This is a genomic window from Amycolatopsis alba DSM 44262, assembly GCF_000384215.1.
Taxonomy (GTDB): domain Bacteria; phylum Actinomycetota; class Actinomycetes; order Mycobacteriales; family Pseudonocardiaceae; genus Amycolatopsis; species Amycolatopsis alba.
The window spans coordinates 3,019,597-3,035,776 of record NZ_KB913032.1 but is presented as its reverse complement, the minus strand read 5'-3'; the positions used below and the strand labels follow the sequence as shown (position 1 = coordinate 3,035,776).

General features: G+C 68.1%; 11 protein-coding genes and 1 tRNA gene. 8 read left to right on the top strand and 4 right to left on the bottom strand.

The window, feature by feature from the left end; all coding sequences use genetic code 11:
• Positions 1-12 precede the first annotated feature (12 nt).
• Entirely contained in the window at positions 13-1,578 is a 1,566-nt protein-coding gene (locus AMYAL_RS0114240) for a threonine/serine exporter family protein (RefSeq protein ID WP_020631980.1), read from the bottom strand.
• A 149-nt stretch (positions 1,579-1,727) separates the two neighbouring features.
• Between AMYAL_RS0114240 and AMYAL_RS0114235 the strand changes: the two genes are divergently transcribed.
• Together AMYAL_RS0114235 and AMYAL_RS0114230 are read left to right on the top strand one after the other, a co-directional pair.
• Entirely contained in the window at positions 1,728-3,299 is a 1,572-nt protein-coding gene (locus tag AMYAL_RS0114235; protein ID WP_039793970.1) for an alkaline phosphatase D family protein, read from the top strand.
• Between the two features lie 43 nt (positions 3,300-3,342).
• Positions 3,343-3,415 (top strand) — tRNA-Thr (locus AMYAL_RS0114230).
• Positions 3,416-3,480: 65 nt separating this feature from the next.
• Here AMYAL_RS0114230 and AMYAL_RS45890 read toward each other — a convergent pair.
• From AMYAL_RS45890 to AMYAL_RS50805, 3 genes are all read right to left on the bottom strand, one after another.
• Positions 3,481-4,299, bottom strand: coding sequence for a class I SAM-dependent methyltransferase (locus tag AMYAL_RS45890; RefSeq protein ID WP_020631978.1), 819 nt, complete (start codon positions 4,297-4,299; stop codon positions 3,481-3,483).
• Complete coding sequence (locus AMYAL_RS0114220) at positions 4,296-5,438, bottom strand: asparagine synthase-related protein (RefSeq protein ID WP_245192914.1); 1,143 nt, start codon at positions 5,436-5,438, stop codon at positions 4,296-4,298. The genes AMYAL_RS45890 and AMYAL_RS0114220 overlap by 4 nt, the downstream gene beginning before the upstream one ends.
• Before the next feature lie 480 nt (positions 5,439-5,918).
• Positions 5,919-6,044 carry a hypothetical protein gene (locus tag AMYAL_RS50805; protein ID WP_020631976.1) on the bottom strand — a complete coding sequence of 42 codons (126 nt, stop codon included), beginning with the start codon at positions 6,042-6,044 and terminating at the stop codon, positions 5,919-5,921.
• A 225-nt stretch (positions 6,045-6,269) separates the two neighbouring features.
• Between AMYAL_RS50805 and AMYAL_RS0114210 the strand changes: the two genes are divergently transcribed.
• From AMYAL_RS0114210 to AMYAL_RS0114185, 6 genes are all read left to right on the top strand, one after another.
• Positions 6,270-7,607, top strand: a complete 1,338-nt coding sequence (locus tag AMYAL_RS0114210) for a helix-turn-helix domain-containing protein (protein WP_245192912.1) — start codon at positions 6,270-6,272, stop codon at positions 7,605-7,607.
• 14 nt (positions 7,608-7,621) lie between these two features.
• Positions 7,622-7,981, top strand: a complete 360-nt coding sequence (locus AMYAL_RS0114205; protein ID WP_026467062.1) for a hypothetical protein — start codon at positions 7,622-7,624, stop codon at positions 7,979-7,981.
• 597 nt (positions 7,982-8,578) lie between these two features.
• Positions 8,579-10,906, top strand: a complete 2,328-nt coding sequence (locus tag AMYAL_RS45885; RefSeq protein ID WP_167336149.1) for a vWA domain-containing protein — start codon at positions 8,579-8,581, stop codon at positions 10,904-10,906.
• A gap of 12 nt (positions 10,907-10,918) precedes the next feature.
• Positions 10,919-11,947 (top strand): hypothetical protein, encoded by a 1,029-nt coding sequence (locus tag AMYAL_RS0114195; protein ID WP_020631972.1) that lies wholly within the window; start codon positions 10,919-10,921, stop codon positions 11,945-11,947.
• The gene (locus AMYAL_RS0114190) at positions 11,944-12,993 is read left to right on the top strand and encodes a hypothetical protein (protein ID WP_020631971.1); all 1,050 of its coding nucleotides are present in this window, start codon (positions 11,944-11,946) and stop codon (positions 12,991-12,993) included. Before AMYAL_RS0114195 ends, AMYAL_RS0114190 begins: the two co-directional genes overlap by 4 nt.
• Before the next feature lie 52 nt (positions 12,994-13,045).
• The gene (locus AMYAL_RS0114185; protein WP_020631970.1) at positions 13,046-16,177 is read left to right on the top strand and encodes a tubulin-like doman-containing protein; all 3,132 of its coding nucleotides are present in this window, start codon (positions 13,046-13,048) and stop codon (positions 16,175-16,177) included.
• Positions 16,178-16,180: the final 3 nt, after the last annotated feature.

The following is a 16,180-nucleotide window of genomic DNA, read 5'->3' as shown; positions in this document are numbered from 1 at the left end:
GTGGCCGAGCGATCACTCCAAGCGTCGTTCGGCGGGTTCCATCGGACCCGCCATCCGCGGCCCGGCGAATTTGCGTTCCAGCCTGCCGAGCCCCGTGCGCACCGGCTGCGCGAGGTATTCGCCGAGTACCACACCCGCGGCCAGGGCAAGCCCGATCGCGACAGCGGTCATGAGCGTCGAGATGTTGCCGCCGGGCTCGACGCCCAATTGGTATAGACCACGATAGGTGGAGAGACCGGGGAGAAGGGGCGTGATGCCGGACACAGCCACCACGAGCGGCGTCACCTTGAGCCGCCGGGCGAGCACGCCGCCGCAGAATCCGACCAGCGTGGCGGCGATGGCCGACGAGCTCACGCCTTCGAAGCCGGTCACCATCAAGGCGCCGTAGACCGCGCCGCCGACCGCGCCCGCCGCTCCCGCGACGATCATCGCGCGCATCGTCGAATACGAGGCGAACGCGAAGCAGGCCGAGGCGCCGATGCTGCCGATGATGATGATCGGCAGGTCCTGAGGCGTCGAGGAGACGACCTCGGGCAGCGGAGTGAGCGGCATCTGGATCAGCTTCGCGATCTTCAGGGCGAGCACCACTCCGGCAATCAGCCCGGCACTCATCAGCGCGGTTTCCATCGTGCGCCCGGCCGCTGTGACGTAGTAGCCGGTGATGGCGTCCTGCACGGCCGAAACCGTCGAAAGACCGGACAGCAGCACGGTGACGGCCGCCGCGACGACCAGCGTGGGTTTGTCCGTGGTGAGCAGACCGCTGCTGACTATCGCCATCGCGGACAGGGTCGCGACCAGACCGCCGATCACCTGCTGGAAGAAGAACGGCAGCGCATAGCGGTTCAGGAAGCGCCCGAGCCGGTCGATCACGGCGCTGATCACCATCGCGACCAGCGCGACGTCGATGCTGCCGCCGAGGATCAGGGTGATGAACGCGGCCAGCCCGCCCCAGGCGGCCGTGGCCACCCAGCGCGGGTACGGGTGCGGCGCGGTGGTGATGCGCTGGAGTTCCTGCTGGGCCTCTTCGGCGCCGATGTTCCCGCGGACGATCCGGCGGACCAGGGTCTCCGTCTGGGTGAGCCGCGTGTAGTCGAGGCTGCGCGAGCGGACCACCCGCAGCGCCGTCACGGGTGCCATGTCGGTGCCGCGGTGGCAGGTCACCGTGATCGACGTGAAGATCACGTCGACCTCGCAGTGCGGGAGGCCGAGCGCGGAGGTCAGCGCGATGATCGTCGCGGTGACGTCGGAGGCGCCGGCGCCACTCGACATCTGGACCTCGCCGATCCGCAGGACGAGATCCAGGACGAAGTTGACCGTCGTGTCGTCGGGCGGCTTCGGGCCCATCGTCTCGTCGCCGTCGACGGCGGGCTGCTCGGCCGTCGGGGCTTCGAGGATCTGCCAGGCGCGGCGGCGCAGCAGATTCGGCCGGTGCGAGCGAGCCTGGTGGATCGATCGCTCTCCGTCACGTTGGCGCGGTGCTTCCAGCAGCCATTCGCCACGTTCGGGTGTTTCGTCCTGGTTCTTTCCGACACCGCGTCGGCCGCGCTGGGCCCCCTTGGTGTGCTCGTTGATCTTCATGATCGATCCACCTCCTCACTCGTCTCATAGGGACTTTCCCGAGGACCATCGGGGCCGGTGCCCCGACCGTTGCAGGAAACCCGAAGTGGCGTCCACCACGTCCGGGGAAGATCCACGCGGCGTCGTCGATCTGCGGCACACTGCATGGCATGACGTCCTCTGTGAGCAGGCGTTCCGTCCTTCGCGCGGCCGGTGTCACCGCGGCCGGAACAGCGGTGACATTCACCCTTTCGGGGGAATCCAGCGGAACGGAGGCCCCGGTTTTCGCGCACGGGGTGGCCTCCGGCGACCCGATGCCCGATTCGGTACTCCTCTGGACACGGGTCACGCCGTCGGCCGATGCCGTTCCGGGATCCGGAAAAGGGGTGGTCGTGGACGTCCGGTGGGAAGTGGCGGGCGACGCCGGATTCACGGACGTCGTCGCTCGTGGTCACCATCGGACCGGGCCGGACCGCGACCACACGGTGAAAGTGACGGCCGGTGGGCTGTGCGCGTCGACCACATACTGGTATCGGTTCACGGCCCAGGGGAAGGTCTCGCCGGTCGGGCGGACACGCACCGCGCCTTCGCACGACGACGACGTCGCGAGACTGCGGTTCGGTGTGGTCTCTTGTGCGAACTGGGCTGTCGGTCACTTCGCCCCCTACGGCTATCTGGCCGGTCGCGACGATCTGGACGCCTTCATCCACCTGGGTGACTATCTCTACGAGGGAAATCCCAACCCTGCTGGCGATCTCCGGCCCTCGGTACCGCCCAACGAGTTGATCACCCTGGCGGACTACCGGCAACGCCACGCGATGTACAAGACCGACGAACACCTCCGGCGGCTGCACGCGCGCCACCCGGTCATCGCCACCTGGGACGACCACGAGGCCGCGGACAACGCGTGGTCAGGCGGGTCGCCGTCGCACGATCCGGCGACCGAGGGCAGCTGGCTCGACCGGATGCGGGCGGCGCATCAGGCGTACTTCGAATGGATGCCGGTGCGGCATCGCGGCGACCGGCTGTACCGGCGGCTGAAGTTCGGGAAACTGGCCGACCTCACCATGCTGGACCTGCGGACCTACCGGACCCAGCAGCCCGCGCCAGGGGAGACGGCGGACGGCACGATCCTGGGTGACGAGCAGCGGCGATGGTTCCTGGAGGGCCTCGCCCGCGGGACGGCGTCGTGGAACCTGATCGGGAACTCGGTGATGGTCACGCCGCTCAAGATCCCCGCGCTGCCCACCCGCGAACGGCTCGCGCTCGACGGGCTGCTCGACGGCCAGCCGACCACGGTGAACACCGACCAATGGGACGGCTACACCGCCGACCGCCGCCGGGTCCTGGACACCATCGCCGCGCAGGGGCGGGGCAACACCGTGTTCCTGACCGGCGACGTCCACTCGTCCTGGGCGAACGACGTGCCCCAAGACGGGACGAGCGTCGCGGTGGAGTTCGTCTGCCCGTCGGTCACCTCGGACAACATCGACGAGCAGCTCGGCGTCCCGCCGCGGACCGGCTCGCTCAAGGTCGAGGCCGCGATCCGCGCGCTGAACCCGCACGTGCGCTTCGTGGAACTCGACTCGCACGGCCTGTGCGTCCTCGAAGTGACGCCGGACGCCGTCCGGATGGACTGGCACTACGTCGCCGACCGCCGCGACCCGGCGACCGCGGTGACGTTCGCGCACGCCTTCCGGACGGTGGCGGGGGAACCCTGGGTGCGGCCTGCGGGCGGCTGAGGGGACGCCGATATACTGGGCTTGCCTGGGGTGTCCTGGGCAGGCCGCTATAGCTCAGCTGGTAGAGCATCTGTCTTGTAAACAGAAGGTCAGGGGTTCGAGCCCCCTTGGCGGCTCCCTTCACTTCCTGTCGAAAAGTCCATCTACCTGGTGTTTCCGTCTTCGATTGTTGCTGGTTGCCTCAGGAAGAACGCTCGTGTAGATGTGCCGTTGCGTCCTCGGAAGTTGTCCGAAGTTCGGCGTTCCGGCCAAGGGCCGAGAATGGCTCATGGTTGTAGCCGGCGACGAAGTATGCGGTGGACCCGATGAGCGGGCCGGTGTTGTCTTCCAGATCGGTGAACAGCGCCAGGGCCTTGAATCCGGCGAGGCCGGCGTAGAGCTCGAGTTCACGGGGAAAGAGGACACGGCGTTCGAGGAGATCTCGTTCCGTGGTGCCATTTTCGAGCCGCCAGGTGCGGCGAACCGTGGCGATCTGCGTGCGGGGGTCCCAGCTGTGCTCGGTCGTGACCTCGGCGCCGAGTCCGGCCGCGGCGATACGGCCGTGGGTTGACGCGGTTGTGACGGTGGGGGCGATCTGGGTGCTGATGATCAGCAGGGTACCGGCGTGCGCGTGGGCGGCGAAGGTGGCGAATGCGGCTCGGATGTCGCTGTTGTGGTGCAGGTAGGCGAGGGAGTTGCCGAGACATGTGATCGTGTCGAAGGTGTTGGCCAGCCGCACGGTGCGAAGGTCCCCGACGCGGAGGTCGAGGCCGGGATATCGCCGGCGTGCGTGCTCGATGAGTGCGGGTTGGAGGTCGACGCCCACGCAGCGACGGGTGGTGGTGGCGAGCCGGGCGAGATCGCGGGCGGTGCCGCAGCCGAGGTCGAGGACGCTTCCGGCGGGCGAGGTGCCGTACTGGTCGATGAGGTGCCGGCAGGTCGCGGCGGCGGTGCTGTCGCGGGTGAGGGCGTCGTAGAGGTCGGGTCGCCGGTAGGCGATGTTGTTGGCGGCCAGGTTCATGCGGTCGAGGCCTGTAGTGACCGGAGGCCGATTTCGAGGACGAGGGTGTCGCACAGCACGGACGGCACGGTAGCGCTCTGGTGGGCGCGTCGCACGGTTCGTCGGAGTGCGTCGGGGTCGATGAAGCCTTGTTCGGCGAGGATCATGCCGTCGGCAAGCAGGCGCTCGGCCAGACGGAGTCCGTTGTGTCGCAGGCCGTGTTGCATCAGGTCCCGGAAGTGCTCGGTTCGCCGCGGGTGGGTGACCAGGGGCGGCATGCCGGCCTGGGTGAGGAAGTCGCGGTAGAGCTTTTTGCCCAGGCGGAGTTCGATCGGGAGTTGCTCGGCGAACCGGATCAGGGGCCGGTGTGTGAACGGGGCGACCGGCCATATTCCGGCCCTCAGGTAGGCGGGGTGGTGGATGGCGAACCCCATCAGTGTCGGTGTCGGCAACACGGCGGAGGGCGCGAGGTTGTCGTCGATCGCGGTGACGGCGTCAAGGGCGCGTGGTCCCAGCCAGGACAGTTCGGTCAGGGCTTGAGGTGGAGGCGGGGGTACTTCGTCGATGCGGGGCGCCATGATCTCGTCGCCGCCGTTGCCGGTCAGCATGATGCGGACACCGCTGCGGGCTGCGCTGTCGGCGAGGGCTTCGAACGCCTCGCGGTAGAACTCGCCGCGGGGATCGTGTGCCGCGCCGCTGATGCGGATGCCATTCTCGCAGAACGGGGCATGGTCGTGTGCGCGCAAGATTTCGTCGACCGCAGCGACTTGCCTGGTGATCGTCACGCGGCGGCGATGCTGCTCCGCGCCGAGAGCACCGTTGACGATGAGGCCGAAGGTGTGCAGCGGAGTCGAGGCGGTCATCCGCGCGGCGACGGCGATGGTGGCGGAGTCCAGGCCGCCGGACAACTCGAGGCCCAAGGTGACGTCGCATTCGTGCCAGGGGCGCACAGCGTCGGCGAGCAGATGAGCAAGTGTGGCCGTGGCGTCCACGCCGGGACGTAGAGCCCGTGCTCGCATCACGTGCTTGGCCGGGGCCGGGTACGTGGCGTTCAGACCGGATTCGGTGAACGTCGCGGTCGCGCGCTCGGTCAGCATCGTCACGTCGGTGAACAAGGTGTCGCTGCTGTAGCGATGCCGTCTGGTGAGGGCGCGTGTCACGGCGCGATCGAGAAGGCCGGACCGCCGAGTGAGGTGGCGGATCGAGGGGAGATCCCAGGTTCCATGCAGAAGGTCTCCGTCCGCGGCCAGGTAGAGCGGGACTGTGCCGGCGCCCGCGGTGAGGGTGATCCGTCCCGTTTGTATGCGGAGTAGCAGCGCGTCTCCCCGTACGGCGTCCGCCGCACTCTCATCGCAGCGATTGTGAAGCGTCACCTCCGGTGGAGTCGGTGAGGCTGCGGTGTCACGGACCAGGAGTGTGGTGACTCCAGAGTGGTGGCCGATGTCGTGACGAAGCACCGGATGTACGACCGGACGTATCCAGCTGTCATCACGGCACCAACGGTCGGTGTCCCAGTGCCACGTCGCATGGGTGCGGGTGTTCAGCGCCAGGCGAAACGAGAGCATGATGGATCAGGTCCCTTTCCGCGGTGCGGCTCGGGCACTGCACATTGCCCGAGCCGCGATGGGTGTGGCTACCGGTCAGCCGGCGCAGTGGTCGCCCTTGTCGTTGCCGTCGGCGTCGCCGGGCATCTTCGGGGCGTAGAGCCCCTCCGTCGAGGGCACACTGAGCACCAGGTCTCCGGTGAACATCGCGTCAACGTCCATATCGACTTCTCCTCGTCAGTTCGCTTGCACATGGCGCCCGCGACGGCATTCCGACGTCTGGGCGAGTGCTCGGGCTGTTACGAGTCCAGTCAACGTTTCGCCGCCTCGTGGAAGCCAGAGCACTAACTTGGCGGCGACCAGGCGCCAATTCGGCATCGTTGCCTCTGACCTGCGTAAATGCCTCATTTATAGGTGGTAGTCCGAACGGGTGCAGCTCGCTGAGAGGTGATCGGCCTTGGCCAATTGCTGGTTATCGTGACCGGTGACCAAACGGGGCGGGTGGTGTTCATGGGTGACCGGCGAGGCGCTTTCGCTGCGCGGCGGGAGGCGATGGGCTACACACAAGAAACCTTCGCGGCGGAGCTGAATGTCGAGTTCTCCACCGTGGGTCGCTGGGAACGGGGCGAGGTGACCCCGCAGCCGTTCCGCAGGACCCGGATCGCGAAGGCGCTCGGCGTCACGCTGCAAGAACTAGGTAGGTTGCTGGAGAGGGCACCGGCTCCGGCGCGATGCCCGGCGACCGTTGCCGTGACGCCACTCGATCTTGCGGAGGCCGACGACATGAATCGTCGCGACCTGCTGCGCTTGTTCAGCGTGACAGGGGCACTGCTAGCGCTCGGGGATGCCGACAGGGCCGCTGCGGCGGCAAGTGGTGGTGCCGTCGATGCTGCTGGGGCGGACGAATTAGCCGTGTTTGCCGGTCATCTGTGGCGGGTCTACGGGATGGCGTCGAGCAAGAGCCATTTGCTGCCGCTCGTGCGAACCCAGCTCGATGTGCTCACCGAGGCACTGCGCCAGTCGCAGACACCGGCGATCCGGCAGCGGCTCTGCCGACTGGCTGCCGATCTGTTCCAGCTGGCAGGCGAGATCTACTTCGACGGCGACCGCTACACCGACGCGGCTCATTGCTACACCCTGGCCGCAGCCGCAGGCAAGGAAGCCGGAGCGCCGGACCTGTGGGCCTGTGCCTTGACTCGGCACGCCTTCATCGCCGTCTATGAACGCAAGTTCACTCACGCCATTCCCTTGCTCGACCTGGCCGCCAATCTGGCATCCCGTGGTGACGCCGACCTGTCGACCCGGTACTGGGTAGCTGCCGTTCGAGCGGAAGCCTTCGCGGGCCTCGGCGACCTCGACGGCTGTCAACGCGCACTCGACACCGCGGCAGAAGTCCGGCATCTGGAGGGGCAAGTGCACAACGGCGGCTGGCTCCGCTTCGACGGCTCCCGTTTGGCCGAAGAACGCGGCACCTGCTTTGTCACTCTCGGCCGCCTCGATCAGGCCGAAGCGGCCCTCGCTGAAGCTCTGAACAGCGCGCTCACCACCCGACGGAAAGCCGGTGTCCTGACCGACCTGGCCATGATCGGCGTTCACCGCGCCGATCCCGACCAGGTCATCAACTACGCCGAGGCAGTCCTGGCCACCGCTCGCCAGACCAGGTCCGGTGTGGTCGCTCGCAAACTACGAGGCCTCCAGCCACACCTGGCACCCCTGCTCGCCGACAAGAACATCCAGCGACTCGACGCCGAGATCACCGAGCTCGCCAGTGGCCACACCGCATAGTGGAGGAAGACAGCATGCTCAACGACCGTGGCCGCGTGTTCCGCGAAGCATGGATCGCCGGAGTCATCAAGCACTACCCCGGTGAACCGAAACCCGGCTACATCACGCCCTGGGACGAGACACCGGACTGGGAACGCGACGCTGCCACGGCCGTTTATGACCAAGTGTTGTCGTTCCTCACTGCCACGAACGGAGCCGCCGCCAAGCTCACCCTGGAACAGAAGGGCCGCTTCGTCGCGCTGTGCTGGATCGGTCAGATCTTCAAACACTTCCCTGACCCGAAACCGTCCTACGTCGCGGACTGGGACACTCTGCCCGAGTGGCAGAAGGCCACCGACATCGATATTTTCGAACGTATCGAACAGGACGCTTAGATCCTGACCCCGTGGCGGGCTGCGCCACATTCAAGGCCTTGTTGCTGGCAGCGATGCCTCGAACCATGAGCACCTGCGGGCTGACGCTGCGCCCTTGATCGACGTTACCGAAAGCTCGATGTGGACTCCGGCCATGTCCTGACGACGCGGGTGGCGTTGGCAGGGAGTGGTGGCGAGCACCTGGCCTGACCAGGCGATGGGGATGTTCGGCCTGCGTGGATTGTCGCAATTCGATATTTCTCGATGTTTGTCGAAAATCCCGCTTTTGATCTCCGGTCCACTCGTCCGAAGTCGACAGCTGTCCGTCCATAATGGACTAAACCCTCCGGTGTGGACACGTCGCCGTCCGACATTCGCGACCTCCGCGCCGTCCTCGCGTTCTATTTTCCGTTATCTGACAAACATTCGACGATTTCCGTGCGGTCATCGGTGTTGCCGTCTCAGTGAGACGCGACCGTGACCATTTGGCGTAACAGGCTCCGGCAGACGAGCGACTTCAGCACTGCTCAGGGGTTGACCGTGGCACGGATGTGTGAATCGGAGTGGGATATGCGGGAGCGGGGAGCCGGATTGCGCCGATGGGTGTGTCTTCTGGCCGTGGCTGTGTTCTTGCCGTTGTCATGTCTCTCGGCGCCCGGAAATGCGGCCGGTCAGGAGCGGAATTCGGCGCTGCCCGCGCTCAAGGTGGTGGTGCTCGTCGACGAGTCCGGGAGCCTTGCTGAAGCCGATGTGGCGCGGGAAAAAGAAGCGGCTCGCACGATTGTGTACAGCGCGCTCGCGCCGGGTTCGATCATTTCGGTTGTCGGTTTCGGGAGTTCGAATGGGCCTGGTCAGAGCGCCGTGCGGGTGGCCTGTCCACCCACGACACTCGACACCGCGCAGCAACGTGATTCGCTCGCGGGCTGCATCGGCGGGCTCCATCGCCGGGCGCCAGGTGAAGGCGATGGCACCGACCACGCCGCGGCGTTGCAGCAGGCCCTTGGCTTCGTGGGGATGGAGAAAACGGAGAAGAAACTCGTCTTTTTGCTGACCGACGGCAAGCTCGACGTTTCTGACAGTCCGGCTTGGGGGGATACCCCGGCGCGGCGGAACGGTGCTGCAGCGGCGAAAGCCCAGGAGACTCTGGAAGAACTCGATCGCGCCGGCGCGCAGGTGTGGCCGCTGGGATTCGGCAAGGTCGACAGCGCGGCGTTGAAGGGCTTCGCCAAGGGAAAAAGCTGCACGCCGAGTGTCGCGGATCCCCACGAACAGGTGACCCCCAGTTCGGTCGAACTGAGGGCCGCGGTCCAAGAGGCGTTCAGCTCGGCGAGCTGCGTGAAATACGGGCCCCTCGACACCGGGAATGTGCCGAAGGGCGGGTCCGTCGAACTGAACGTCGAAATCCCCGGCGTGGCGAGCGACGCGTCGATTCTGGTCTACAAACGCGACCCGCGGGTGCAGGTGGAATACCTGCCGCCGGGCAAGACCACGCCGGCGCCCGCGGCGGGTGGTTCCCACTTCGAATTCGCCGGGCAGAACACCGAAACCGAGGCGCTGCGCATCACGGATCCCGAGCCAGGCCGGTGGACGGTCCGGCTTTCCTCCGCCGACGTGCCCGCCCAGGAAGTGGCCGCGACGGTGGCGTACCAGGCGGTGGTCAAGGCCTATCTCACGGTCGATCCGCCGCAGCCCGCCGCCGGTCAGCCGGTGAACGTCAGCATGCAGGTGTGGGCCAGGAATCGCGCGGTCACCGACCCCGCCACGGTGCAGGGGCTCACCTTCAAAACGGTGGTGACCGGTGCTTCCGGCGCGCCGCTCGGCGAGCTCACGCTGTCCGATCCGGACCGGGACGGAACCTTCGGCGGCCAGTTCGGTGTGCCCGCCGACGCCACGGGCGCGCTGACCTTCACCGGCACGGTGACCGGGGTGGGCATCGGCGGTGACACCCGTGTCCTCGCCACGAGTGTCCAGAACGGCGCCGCCCCGGTGCGGGCGCAGATCCTGTTCGACTCCAACACCGCCACCGTGACTCCCGGCGGGTCGATCACCGGCACGGTCTCGATGACCAACAATTCCGCCGCCCCCGTGCCCATGCGACTGGAGGTCGCGTCGCCGACCGAGGGCGCCTCCATCAGCGTGGAGCCCGGTTCGTCGGTTGCGCCGGTCGGGGTCACGACGGTCCCGTTCACCTTGCGGTTCGGTCCGGACACGCCGGAGGGGCCGAACGGCGCGACCCTGCGGGTGCTGACCGGCGGGGCGCCCGTCGCCGAGCGGCTGTTCGCGATCGAGGTCGAGCCGGAGCCCGGCGTTCTCGAGAAGTTCTTCTGGCTGTGGGTCGTGCTCGGGATCGCGGCGGTGGGCCTGCTGCTCTTCGGCTTCGGCAAGTTCCGTGCCCGGCGTTCGGCCGCGCACGTCAGCGGCCTGCAGGTGCGGTTGCTGAAGGGGGACGAGGAGATCTCGGCGCTGGAACCGCCGGACGGCGACGTGCCGGAGTTCGGTTTCGTGGTGTACCAGGAGTTCACGGGGCGACGGCTGCAACCGGCCGGTCCGGGTGACGCCGAGGTCTACCGCGTCCGGCGGGCCGGTCCGGAGTTCCGGTTGACGCCGCCGCTGGGGGAACCGGTCGCGCTGGCTCCCGGCGACCGGCACGAACTCGGTGACCGGCACGCGCTCGTGCTGGTGGACCAGCGGATGACGGGGATGGCGGGAAATTCCCCCGTGGGCGGCGGTTTCAGCCCCTTCGCCGGGGAGCGTCCGGCGAGCGGGGACGACGGCGCCTACGCCGACCCGTTCGGTGACCGGCCGTCGCCGGGTGTCCCCACGTCCGTTCCGTCCGCGGCGGGTGGCTCCGGCCGTGAAGATCCCTTCTCCGCCGGGGATCCGTTCTCCGACGAGCCTCCGGGCGGCTCGTACCGGGATCCCGGCAACCCGTTCGCGACCGACTAGGAGCGCGAAGCAATGGCAAGTCTGCGGGACGCCTTCACCACGAGCCGGGCGAACACCACGGGAAAGGTGCGTAATGACCGCGAAGCGTGCCCGTTCTGGTTGACCGCGTCCGGATCCGTGCTCGCCTTGGTCGTGTCGGCCGCCGCGTCGGTGACGGTCTTCTACGGCTTCCGGCTGCCGTCCTTCCTGAGCCTGCCTCTCCTGGTCGGCTGGATGGTGGGCAAGAGCGCCCTCAACTCGTGGGCCATCGCCGCGTCCGGGGACCCGGCCAGGAGACGGCTCCCCGGCAGGCGGATGGCGCTCTCACTGATCGAAGGTCTCGTCGTCGCGACCGCGTCGACGCTCTGGTTCATCGCGGGCGGAACCTGGACGCCCGCCGAGGCCGCGGCGGTCACCGGACCCGAGTTGCGGGAAGAGCGTGCGGAGCTGAAAGCCCTTCTCGAACAGAAGCCCCCGAACCCCGAGGCGGACGCCGAGGCCGTGCGGCTCACGCGACAGGTGACGGAGACTTCGGACGAACTCCGGCGTGCCGAACAGCAGGTGCTTTGCGAACTCGACGGCACTTGCGGAACCGGGGTGCGGGGCCGTGGTCTCGCCTACTACATGAAAGTCGAGTACCGGGACGCCGTGAGGAGGGACTTCGACGGTGTTTCGATCCAGCTGGAGGCCAGGAAGACCGAGCTGACCGGGGAGGCTGGGCGGCTGCGTTCCGCTCAGGACGCCGCCGGAGTACGGCTTCTCGTGATCGACCGGACGCTGGCCGCGGCGGCGCCGCGAAACGAACAGCCCACCAGCGCGACGTTGGACTCGTTCCTGCGGGAACGCGGGACTTCGTTCCTGGTGATCTATCTCGGCGCCTTCTTCAGTTTCTTCGTCGTCGATTGGCTTCTGCTGGCGTTCCTCGTACGCCTCGGCCGTCGGCGCGACGAGCCGTGGAAGCTGGGCGTCCGGAAACCGGACGGCGAGACGGGCATTCCCTGGCACCGGTACGTCAAGGGCCGCAACGGTTCCTCGGCCGAACCGGACGGTGAGGCGCGATGACGCCCGAACACGCGTTCCGTGAGCTGAGAGCCGAGGTCGAGCGACTCCACGGTTCGGTGAACACGGAGTGGGACCGGCCCGCGGACAAGACCGTGCAGCTGGCGATCGAGGACGCCCGGCTGATCGCCGAATTCGTGGTCGGCTACGTGCTGAAGGACGACGTCGGCGAGGTGATCGAGGAGCGGGTCCGGTCGAGCCAGGCCTTCGTGGACTCGATCACGGCGATGCGACGGTCGTTCGAGGACTTCCGAAGCTGCCTGCTGGCGGTCGGAAAAGCGGGGACGGAGCGGGAAAGCGTCCTGGTGGCCCAGCTGGACGAGCACGCGAGGAACCTGCGCGAGCGGGCGGAGTCCACTGTGGACCATTTCGCCGCGGTGCTGGACGACCCGGTCGTCGGAGAGGACGAGAAGCCGGCGAAGCGCGCGGCGGCGACGGAAGCCGTGGCCGAGATCCGGCGGCAGCTCCGGGCGAGATGGCTCTTGGACCAGACCGAGCGGACGCTGGACGGCGCGCGCCAGGCCCAGGCCGCCGCGGAGGACGCGGCCGGAGTCGCCGGTGCCAAGGGCGTGGGGCAGTACTACCTCGAGCACGCAGAAAAGGAAGCGAGGATCGCGGATCGGCTGCGTGCGGCCGTCGTCGCGCTCCTGACCACCGTCGCCGCGGGCTTCATCGTGCTCAACTTCCTCAGCATCGACTTCACGGTGGGCACCGAACTCCTCCGGCTGTCCGCGACGATCCCGCTGGCCGCCTTGGCCGCGTATCTGATGCGTGAATCGTCGAAGCACCGCGCTGCCGCGCAATGGGCGGGAGAACTCGCCATCGCGATGCGAACGCTCAAGGGCTACACCACGTCGCTCGGCGACAAAGGGCTCGAACTGCACAGGGCATTGGGGATGCGGGCGTTCGCGGCGACGTCGGACCGCGCGAACGGCAGCGATCCCGGCCTCTACGAAGACCTCATGGCCGCGGTGGACGCCCTGGCCAAGGTCGACCAGCTGTTGCGGCGCGTCCGCGACGAGGGAAAACCGCCGGAGGCGAATCCATGAACAGAACCGACCTTCGCCGGTCATGCCGGCCCGTTGGACAGGGGAACACGCGATGAAGATCTACCAGCCCATGATGTTCGTCGGGCTCGGCGGGACCGGCTGCAAGGTCGGCGCGGAGCTCGAGAAGAGATTGCGCGAGGAACTGTGCGGTCCGGACGGCACACGACTGCTCGCCGACCTCCCGAACGCCCTGCCGTACCAGCTGCCCTCGTGCCTCCAGTTCGTTTACGCCGACCTGAGCACCAACGAACTGCAGCGGGTGCGCCGGGAGGTCGTGCCGGGCCGTGAGCACGACGCCGCCGCGCAGAAGACCATGCACCTCATCACCGACCTCGTGCCGCCGCGCCTCGGGAACTCCGCCGACGTGGCGCAGAGCCTGCGGATCAACACGGACGAGGAGACCATCGGCTGGTTGCCAGCCAAGGAAAGCGACCCGCGGATCGGCCCGCTGGTCCGCGGCGCCGGTCAGCTGCCCGCGGTCGGCCGCGGGGTGCTGTTCGAGACGATCCGCCGCAACCCGGACACCGCCCTGCTCGGCATCAAGCAGGCGCTGGCCGACATCAACGAATCGGCCGGGGAGCTGTTCGTCGTGAGCGGCAAGCGCACGCAGCGGGTGGACACCGTCACCGTGTTCGTCGTGTTCTCGGTCGCAGGCGGTACCGGCAGCGGGATCTACTACGACTACCTCCATCTGATCGGCGATCTGATGCAGCGCGGGGGAAAGCAGGCCGAGATCTACCCGCTCGTCCTCATGCCGTCGGCGTTCGACGACGGACAGGGCGGTGGCCGCCCGGCCGATCTGAACGCCGGATCCGCGCTGGTGGACCTGTTCCGGCTGATCGACGACCAGAACGCGCAGGGATCGCCCGACGAACTGGACGCGCACGGGACACACGGGGCCGTCTCCGTCCGGTACCCGCGGCTGGAACAGGTCCAGCTGCTGCCGAACACGATCCAGACCGCGTTCCTCTTCGGCCGCCCGGTCGGCGGGGTCCGCCGCGACGACCTCAACCGGTCGATGGTCTCGCTGATGACGTCCCTGATCGGGGCGGGCCCGACGGATCAGGCCGGTGAGGACGAGGGCGCCAACCGGCCGTACCAGAGCTTCGCCGACGGGTTCATCAACAGCAAGGTGGACCGCCACGCCACCGCGGAGACCGGGGTCGGCAGGCGCGGCGTGACGACCAGCGCCGTCGCCGCGCTCACCACTCCGCTGCTGGAACTCACCGAAGCCGTCAGCGCGCACCTGCTGGCGAACGCGGTCAACGAACTGCTGGTCCCGCCCGGTGCCGCCGAGTCGAACCGGACCCACATCCGCCGGTTCGTCACGGCCTCGGGGCTCGACCGGATCCTCGACGCCGGCCCGGCGCGCATCCCGCCGCAGGGCAGCCCGGTGGGTTACGGGCCGGTGCTGGCCGCGCTGACCGAACGCGCGAACGCGATGAGCGGCAACATCGAGCGTGGCCCGGACACGCTCGCCGGTCCGGTCGCGACGGTGGCCCAGAACTTCATGCCAGCCAAGGCCGTCGAGGTCCTGTTGCGCGAGATGGACCTGTTCCGGCTCCGGCGGACCGTGTTCGGCCACCGCGACCTGACCGACCCGCTCGACCGCAGCGGATTCCGTTTCCTGCTGGAGAACTGGTGCTCACCGCCCCCGGCGCCACCAGGGCTCAACGCCGCCGCTCCGCCCCTGCCGCAGAACCTGCCGCGGAAGCTGACCCAGCGGCTGCGGATCGCCGACGAACCGGTGCAGGCCGTCATCCGGCAGCAGGACCTGTGGTACTCGTGGCAGACGCGGCGGATCTGGAACGCGGCGTGGAACGACAGCCGTCGCATGTGGACCCGGCCGTGGCAGGCGTTCGTCGAGGAGTTCGACGCCGTCCACGAGAGATTCGTGACGTACGCGCGCAGCGAGCCGCGCTCGTTCGACCAGCGGTCCAAGGACCTCTACAAGCCCAGGGTCGGCGTCGCGTATCTCCTGCCGCCCGAGGACCACGGTCTGGAGGGCTTCTACCAGTCCGTGCTCGACCGGCTCAAGGAGGAGTACGGCGAGCATCTCGGCCCGAACGCGCACGAGGGTGACCTGCTGAACCTCATGCTCGGCCAGGACGGCTGGGCCGCGGCCTACGCCCAGGGCCGTCAGGACCCCGAAGGCGCTGTCGCGCACGTCCGGCAGCGGATCAAGGAAGTGGTTTCCGAACAGCTGAGGCCGTCGGACCGGACCCGCCCCGCCCTCGTACCGCGGATGGAGGATCTGCTCGCCAACGCCGTGCGACGGCGGGACGACAGCCTCACCGAGGCCGACCTCGACCGGTTCCGGCAGAAGCTGGCCGAACTGGTGCCGGGTGGCTTCGCCCCGGACGGGAACGCCCCGCTCAAGGCGCTGTTCACCTATCCCGCGGCGCAGGAGAACGACGACATCGAGCGGTTCCTGGGCCGGGAGGTGTCGCTGCCGGCCGACATGATCGGCGAACCCGAGTTCCGGGCCGTCCAGGCGGACGCCATCATCGTCGTGCTGAACCGCAGCTCCATGGGGGTCACGGAGGTTCCCGAGCTGCGCCGTGTCGTCAAATTGTGGGCGGAGGCCCAGCACCGGCCGCATCCGCAGGACACCCTTCCGTGGCGTCGCCGCCTGAGCCAGGACCAGGGTTACCTGCTGATCGGCGAGCACGACCGCGCCCATGTGCTGCACCGCCTGTTGTGCGCGGCCTGGAACGGGAAGGTCGTCGTGGCCGGTGATCCCGCCAGCCCGACGTCCATCACGGTCGAGCTGGGCAGCCGGGAGTCCGTGGCCATGAAGCTGGAACTGAGCGCCTTGGGCGCGCTTTCGTCGTGGGCCAGTGTCCTGCAGGCGTACGAGAACTGGATCCTGGCCGACGACAACCCGACCCGCCGGAGCCTGGCCGCCCGCCTGATGTCCTCCGTCCCCGACGACGCGGGCCGGGCGCCGATGCCACCGGCGGCGGAGTTCACCACCCTGGTGGACCTCGCCGAGTCCGAATCGCTGAAGGTCAAGCAGGCGGAGCAGAACCGGGTGCTCCAGCGCGATCCGCAATTGGCCGTCGTCCAGCGGTTCTGGACCCGTTCCCTGCCCGACGCCTTGGGACTGCGGGTCGGGGCGACGACGAAGAACCTGGTGGATCTGCGCGAGCAGGTCGAGATCACCACCGGACTCGGGGAATGAGGG